The following is a 6,006-nucleotide window of genomic DNA, read 5'->3' as shown; positions in this document are numbered from 1 at the left end:
CCGGGTAGGCACGAAAGGAATCAGGCAGATCAGGGCCACTGCAATGCAGGCCATGACCAGGTAGAGGTCGGCGGAGGTCAACACCAGCGCCTGGTCGTGGATACGCTTGGCCAGGCCTGCGCTGTTGTCATCGACCAGCGGGGCGTTGCCCAGGCTGTCCACCAGGTGGTTGGAATGGAAGTGCCGGCGCAGCGTACCAACGGCGTCCAGCAGGCCACCGGCGACCACTGCAGCCAGGCCTTTGACGGTGTTGAACCAGCTGGAGGCGAACGGGCCTTCCTGCGGGGTCATCCCGTTGGTGGACAGCATCAGCAGCGGCAGTACCGCCATCGGCTGGCCGAACACCTGCAGCAGGTAGAACGGATAGAAGTCGCCACGGATCCACTGCGACGTCAGCAGGCTGCTGCCGACACAGGACACCGCCAGCATCGCCAGGCCGATGCCCAGCACCCAGCGGCAGTCCACCGCGCGGATATTGCACAGGGCGGCGGTCAGCGGCAGGGCGATCAGCTGCGGCATGGCCACCAGCATCATCAACGGGCTGGTCTGCACCGGCCGGTAGCCCTGGATCTGCGCCAGGTAGGCCGACGGGATGCTACCTACACCAGACAACACGATCAGCACGCCGGCCAGGGTCACCAGGGCAAAACTGAGGTTGCGTCGCGAGAGCATGCGTAACTGGAAAAACGGCAGCGGCTCGGACCACTCGTTGTACATGAACAGCACCAGCAACAGCAGGCCGCCACCCAGCAGCCAGCAGATCAGTGGCGAATCGAACCAGCCCCAGCGGTCGCCTAGCGACAGGCCCAGCACGATGCAGCTGATGGCGGGCAGGCCGAGCAGCACGCCGCGCCAATCGAACTGCTTGAAACGTTCCAGGCGCAGCGGGTCCTGCGGCAGGCCCCAGCCCACGCAGAACATGGCCAGCGCCGACGGCACGATGATCTGCCAGAACGCCCACTGCCAACCGACGTACTCGGTCCAGAGGCCAGCCAGTGGCGTGCCGAGGTTAGGGCCGAAAGTGGCGGTAAGGGCATAGCAGGCCAGGCCGTACACCTTGATACCCGGCGGCAAGAAGCGCAGGGCCACGCTCATCAGCATCGGCGGCAAGGCGCCAGAGGCAAAACCTTGCAGCACGCGCAGCAGCATCAGGCTGTGCAGGTTGGGGGCGAACGGTTGCAGCAGACCCAGCACGGCGAACACGCCGATGGCGCTCATGGTGAAGCGCCGTAGCGAGAAGGTAGTGGCCAGCCACGGCGCGAAAGCCATGGCCGAGACCGAGGCGGCGCTGTACACCGCCAGCAGCCAGGCGCCTTCGTCGGCACCAATGCCCATGGCGCCGCGAATATCGGCCAGGGAAATCTTCGTCACCGACTCATTGAGGCCCGCGCACAGCACGGCTAGCAGTACACCGAACAGCCCAACCACGACCTGCAGGCCGAACGCCGTCTGCGCAGGCGCGGCCGGCGCGGGGGCGGCAGCGCCAATCGCGGCAGAGGGGGCGGACAGGGAACTCATGGACAGACATCTCCAGCAACAAAATCACGACTGGAGCAAGTCTAAGAACGTCGAATGCTGACGAAAACTGAATTCTCGGTAGGTTTATGTTGCGTCAAACGCAATCGGGACATCATAGCGGGCATGAAAGGCCCTGATCATGGGTCCATGCTACCGCACGCCTTCAGCGTCTGGCGCAGCCACCGATGCGCCGGATCGTTGTCGAATCGCGGGTGCCACGCCTGTTTCACATTAACCTTTTCCAGCGGCACGGGTATTTCGAAAGAGCGCAATGGCAGCTTCAGGCGGTTCACGCTGTTGAGGATATTGGCAGGTATCGGCAGGATCAGGTCGGAGTCCGGCAGCGAGAACATCGCCGAGTGGAAACTGGTGGTGATCAGCGCCACCCGCCGCTCCACCTTGTGGCTGGCCAGCGCCACATCGATCGGCCCATTGGCCCGACCGCGCCGTGACACACTGATCTGCGGATACGCGGCAAAGCGCTGCGGTGTGATCGGCGCCTCGAAAATAGGGTGCCCCTCGCGCGCCAAGCCGACGAAATAGGTATTGAACAAACTCTGCACCTTCATCTCCGGGCCCAGTTCAATGGCCGAGCTGATGATCAGGTCGATGTGACCGTTGCGCAGTACCGCGTCATCGTCGCCACTGCCTTCCGGCACAAAGCGCAACACCGTGCGCGGCGCCTGGGCCAGCATCATGCGCAGCAACTGGGCGCCGTACAGGGCGATGAACAGGTCGTTGGTGCGAATGTTGAAGGCCCGGTCCAGGTTTGCCAGGTCGACCGCGTCGCGGCTGCGGAACACCTGCCCGGCTTGCTCCACCAGCCCATGCACCTGCTCGCGCAGGGCCAGCGCCCGTGGGGTCGGCACCAGGCCACGGCCGGCACGTACCAGGATCGGGTCGCCCAGGGCATCGCGGATCCGTCCCAAGGTCCGGCTCATCGCCGCCGGGCTCAGGTTCATGCGCTGCGCCGCGCCGACCACACTGCCTTCGTCGAGCAGGGCATCGAGGGCGACGAGCAGGTTCATGTCCGGGAGTTGCATGGCGGTTATCCGTTACTGCGCTGGGAAGGGCGATGGTAGCAGGTTGCAGGATTGCACCAGACGCAATGCGCCCGTGCGCCGTGGGGCATTTATCCCGTAAGTCGATCTGGCCAAGAATGACCTTTGGCAGGTTCGGCCCTTTCGCGGGTAAACCCGCTCCCACAGGTACACCACAATATTTGAAAGCTGTGTGGTCTTTGTGGGAGCGGGTTTACCCGCGAAAGGGCCCGAACAGGCAATCACTCCGCCAGCCTTTACAAGGATCCCCAATGCCCAACCCCGTCCTGATCGCCATCGACGCCTCCCCCGCCGCCACTGCCCTGCTCGCCCTGGCCCGTCGCTACTGCCGCCCAGGCGAGCACGAACTGCACGTGCTGCTGGCCATCGATTCCACCTTCGCCGTGCACGACAGACCCGCGCCCTACACCGCCGAGGAGCTGGAGGAATACCCCGCTGCCTGCGAGGAACAGCAACACGCCGACCACGCCGTGGCCGAGGCAGTACGCGAATTGCAACAGGCCGGTTTCGCCAGCCAGGGCTGCATGGTGGCCGGGCAGCCGGTCGACGCCATCATCGCCAAGGCACAGGAGCTGAACTGCGAGCTGGTCATCATGGGTCACCGGCACCTGTCGCGGCTGGGGCGGCTGCTCGATCCGTCGATCAGCGCAAAGGTGATCGACCGCATTGAAATGCCGGTTTTGGTAGGGCCCGCCTGACCGGCCATCACCCGGAAACGCAATTGCATTGACCAGGTAATGCAATCGCATTACCTTGGAGTACTGCTGCAACACAAAGGACAGTGCCCATGGCTACCACCTTCGAAGTCGAGTCCACGCTGACTGATCGCTACCAAACCACCGTTCCCGAAACCGTACGGCGCGCCCTGGGTTTGAAAAAGCGTGACAAGATCCATTACTCGATTCGCCCTGACGGTGGGGTGATACTCACCCGCGCAGAGGCAACCGAGGACGATCCGGTGCTGGGCCAGTTCCTGGATTTCCTGGCGCACGACATCGCTACCAATCCTCAACGGCTGCAGGTTGTCGATGCAGGCCTCATCGCTCGTCTCGACAAGCTTGTCGGCGACGCGGAGGTCGACCTTGATCAACCTCTGTCGGCGGATGATGAATGAGTGATGCGAACAGGAAGCCATTTGTTATTCATGGATGGACTGTATTTGCCCACCCATTGTTCCTGGCCAAGCTGGACGGGCTGAGCGCCCAGGTTCAGGCTCAGATGCAGAAAGACCCAGCTGGTTACGCCAAGAAGAATGCTTATAAGCGGCTGGCGGCAATCAAACGCTTGGCATTCGATGTGATCCCCCAGGACCCGACCAAAGTTGAGTACAGGCAGGGCGCAACGTTGGGCGGTGACCACAAGCACTGGTTCAGAGCGAAGTTCTTCCAGCAATACCGCTTGTTCTTTCGCTATCACACCGCCAGTCGGATCATCGTGCTGTCTTGGGTCAATGATGAATCGAGCAAGCGGGCCTACGACAGCAGCGATGACGCTTACAAAGTCTTTCAGAAGATGCTGCTAACTGGCCATCCACCAGATGACTGGGATAAATTGCTGCGAGAGTGCGGGTCTGTGCATGTCAGGCCCGAATAGCAGAATTCACCCCTCGCTCGGTTTCACCACCACCGTACACGTCGTCCCCGCCGCCAGCAAAAAACCTTCCGGCACTTCATCGATGTGGATACGCACCGGCACCCGCTGCGCCAACCGCACCCAGTTGAACGTCGGGTTGACGTCGGCAATCAGCTCGCGGCTCTGGGGGTTGTCGCGGTCGTAGATGCCACGGGCGATGCTCTCCACATGCCCCTTGATGCGCTCGCCGCTCATCATCTGCAATTCGGCCGGGTCACCCACCTTCACGTGCGGCAGCTTGGTCTCCTCGAAGAAGCCGTACACCCAGAACGAGTTTTCATCGACCACCGCCATCACCGCTTCACCGGTGCGCGCGTAGTCGCCTTTGTGGATGTTCAGGTTGGTCACGTAGCCGTCCACCGTGGCGACGATATGCGTGCGCTTGAGGTTCAGCTGGGCCGCCGCCAGCTCGGCCAGGGCTTGCTGGTAATCGGCTTGAGCCGAGTTGGCGATGTTGCTGGCGTCGTCGCGGTTTTCCCGGGAGATCACCAGGTTGTCCATGTCGGCTCGGCGCTTGGCGTTGACCTTGCGCATGTCCCAGGTGGCCTTGCGCGAGGCGACCAGCGCCTTGGCCTGGTCAACCGCCAACTGGTAGTGCTCGGGGTCGATCTGGATCAGCAGGTCGCCTTTTTTCACCCGCTGGTTGTCCTTGACCGGCACGTCCACCACATACCCGGGCACGTCGGCGGCAACGTTGATGATGTCGGCGCGCACGCGGCCGTCACGGGTCCACGGCGTGGTCATGTAGTGCAGCCACAACTGGCGACCGATCACCACGGCAGCGGTCAGCACCAGCAGGGTGGCGATCAGGCTGAAGAACTTTTTCATCGAAGGATTCTCACCAGTAGAGCGACAGCGCCAGGGCGCCGAACAGGCAGACGAACAGGCTCAGGCGCAGCAGCGCCGGGTGCCAGAAGAAGCGGTAGCCATCATGGCTGGCGATGAACCGGTCCAGGCCCCAGGCCAGGCCCAGGGCAAACAGGAACATCAAGGTCATGGTGGGCATGTACACGCCATGGAAGGCGATCTCACGGGGCATCTTGCAGTCCTTTCGCCGGTGCCAGTGGCGACTGTGGGTCGAGCAGGGAAGAACGGATGAAGTGCAGGTAGCTTTGCGCACGGCGCAGCACCGAAGTGTCGAAGTGCCGGGCAAAGGGCTCGTCGGTCGCCTGTACCCGGGCGATGGCGTGGTCCACCGCCACCAGGGCACGTTCGTGGTTGCTGGCGCTGGGCTGCAGGAACAGCCGGGCTAGGGCGCGGCCCATGACGCGAATGGCCTGGCGCCAGGGCTGCGACTCGGCGTAGGCCGGGTGCACCGGCGCGCGGGCCTGCTCTTTGCGCAGCTCGATGATGGCGTGGCCGATTTCCAGCACGGTGAACATCCAGCCCATCAACTGGCTTTGCACCTGCGGCTTGCCGGCCGCCAGGCCATAGGCCTGGTGCAGCAGGTCGCGGGTGCGGCTTTCAAAGGCCGAGCCCAGGCCGCGCAGGCGGCCGCTGATGGCAAACAGCACTTGCTCGCGCAGTTCCTGCTCCAGGCGGCTCCACAGCCAACGGCTGTTGGGCGGCAGGATGATTGCCCCGGCGGCGGCGCAGACGAACATGCCGATGACCATGCCGATGTAGTCGTTGATGAAGGTGTACGGGTCATACACGGTGAGGTTGTTCGGCACCGAGCCGATGGCGAAGAACACCAGCAGGCCGATGCCGTAGCCGGCATAGGCCGGCCGCGAGGAAAGAAACGCGCCCAGCACGAACACCGGCGCCAGCACCATGCACAGCAGCGGGAAACCGT

8 protein-coding genes are annotated in these 6,006 nt (G+C 63.2%); 3 read left to right on the top strand and 5 right to left on the bottom strand.

The annotated features are described in order from the left end of the window. Both HP547_RS24195 and HP547_RS24190 read right to left on the bottom strand, forming a co-directional pair. Positions 1–1,518 (bottom strand): MFS transporter (locus HP547_RS24195; RefSeq protein WP_172287869.1); only part of this gene is annotated, 1,518 nt, incomplete at its 3' end. Between the two features lie 137 nt (positions 1,519–1,655). Then, on the bottom strand, positions 1,656–2,561 hold the full coding sequence (locus HP547_RS24190) for a LysR family transcriptional regulator (RefSeq protein WP_172287866.1): 906 nt from the start codon (positions 2,559–2,561) through the stop codon (positions 1,656–1,658). 269 nt (positions 2,562–2,830) lie between these two features. Here HP547_RS24190 and HP547_RS24185 point away from each other — a divergent pair, with 269 nt between their 5' ends. From HP547_RS24185 to HP547_RS24175, 3 genes are all read left to right on the top strand, one after another. Then, positions 2,831–3,277 carry a universal stress protein gene (locus HP547_RS24185; protein ID WP_172220779.1) on the top strand — a complete coding sequence of 149 codons (447 nt, stop codon included), beginning with the start codon at positions 2,831–2,833 and terminating at the stop codon, positions 3,275–3,277. Between the two features lie 89 nt (positions 3,278–3,366). Continuing rightward, complete coding sequence (locus HP547_RS24180; RefSeq protein WP_172220782.1) at positions 3,367–3,693, top strand: type II toxin-antitoxin system PrlF family antitoxin; 327 nt, start codon at positions 3,367–3,369, stop codon at positions 3,691–3,693. After that, positions 3,690–4,172: a type II toxin-antitoxin system YhaV family toxin gene (locus tag HP547_RS24175; protein WP_172287864.1), complete on the top strand. Its 483-nt coding sequence runs from the start codon at positions 3,690–3,692 to the stop codon at positions 4,170–4,172. Before HP547_RS24180 ends, HP547_RS24175 begins: the two co-directional genes overlap by 4 nt. 6 nt (positions 4,173–4,178) lie before the next feature. Here the strand turns inward: HP547_RS24175 and HP547_RS24170 are convergent, their stop codons facing one another. The 3 genes from HP547_RS24170 to HP547_RS24160 form a co-directional block, all read right to left on the bottom strand. Continuing rightward, positions 4,179–5,039 (bottom strand): HlyD family secretion protein, encoded by an 861-nt coding sequence (locus HP547_RS24170; protein WP_172287861.1) that lies wholly within the window; start codon positions 5,037–5,039, stop codon positions 4,179–4,181. 10 nt (positions 5,040–5,049) lie between these two features. Then, the gene (locus HP547_RS24165; protein ID WP_008097766.1) at positions 5,050–5,250 is read right to left on the bottom strand and encodes a DUF1656 domain-containing protein; all 201 of its coding nucleotides are present in this window, start codon (positions 5,248–5,250) and stop codon (positions 5,050–5,052) included. Further along, positions 5,240–6,006 (bottom strand): FUSC family protein (locus HP547_RS24160; protein ID WP_172287858.1); only part of this gene is annotated, 767 nt, incomplete at its 5' end. The genes HP547_RS24160 and HP547_RS24165, both read right to left, overlap by 11 nt.

The sequence above is a fragment of the Pseudomonas sp. CM27 genome, from assembly GCF_013179515.1.
GTDB lineage: Bacteria > Pseudomonadota > Gammaproteobacteria > Pseudomonadales > Pseudomonadaceae > Aquipseudomonas.
This window is presented reverse-complemented; position numbering and strand designations above follow the sequence as displayed.

What these genes read in the sequence shown, in the direction of transcription:
- HP547_RS24165 (WP_008097766.1), bottom strand. Translation starts at nt 5,250, where the DNA reads ATGCCCCGTGAGATCGCCTTCCATGGCGTGTACATGCCCACCATGACC.
- HP547_RS24180 (WP_172220782.1), top strand. Translation starts at nt 3,367, where the DNA reads ATGGCTACCACCTTCGAAGTCGAGTCCACGCTGACTGATCGCTACCAA.
- HP547_RS24170 (WP_172287861.1), bottom strand. Translation starts at nt 5,039, where the DNA reads ATGAAAAAGTTCTTCAGCCTGATCGCCACCCTGCTGGTGCTGACCGCT.
- HP547_RS24185 (WP_172220779.1), top strand. Translation starts at nt 2,831, where the DNA reads ATGCCCAACCCCGTCCTGATCGCCATCGACGCCTCCCCCGCCGCCACT.
- HP547_RS24190 (WP_172287866.1), bottom strand. Translation starts at nt 2,561, where the DNA reads ATGCAACTCCCGGACATGAACCTGCTCGTCGCCCTCGATGCCCTGCTC.
- HP547_RS24175 (WP_172287864.1), top strand. Translation starts at nt 3,690, where the DNA reads ATGAGTGATGCGAACAGGAAGCCATTTGTTATTCATGGATGGACTGTA.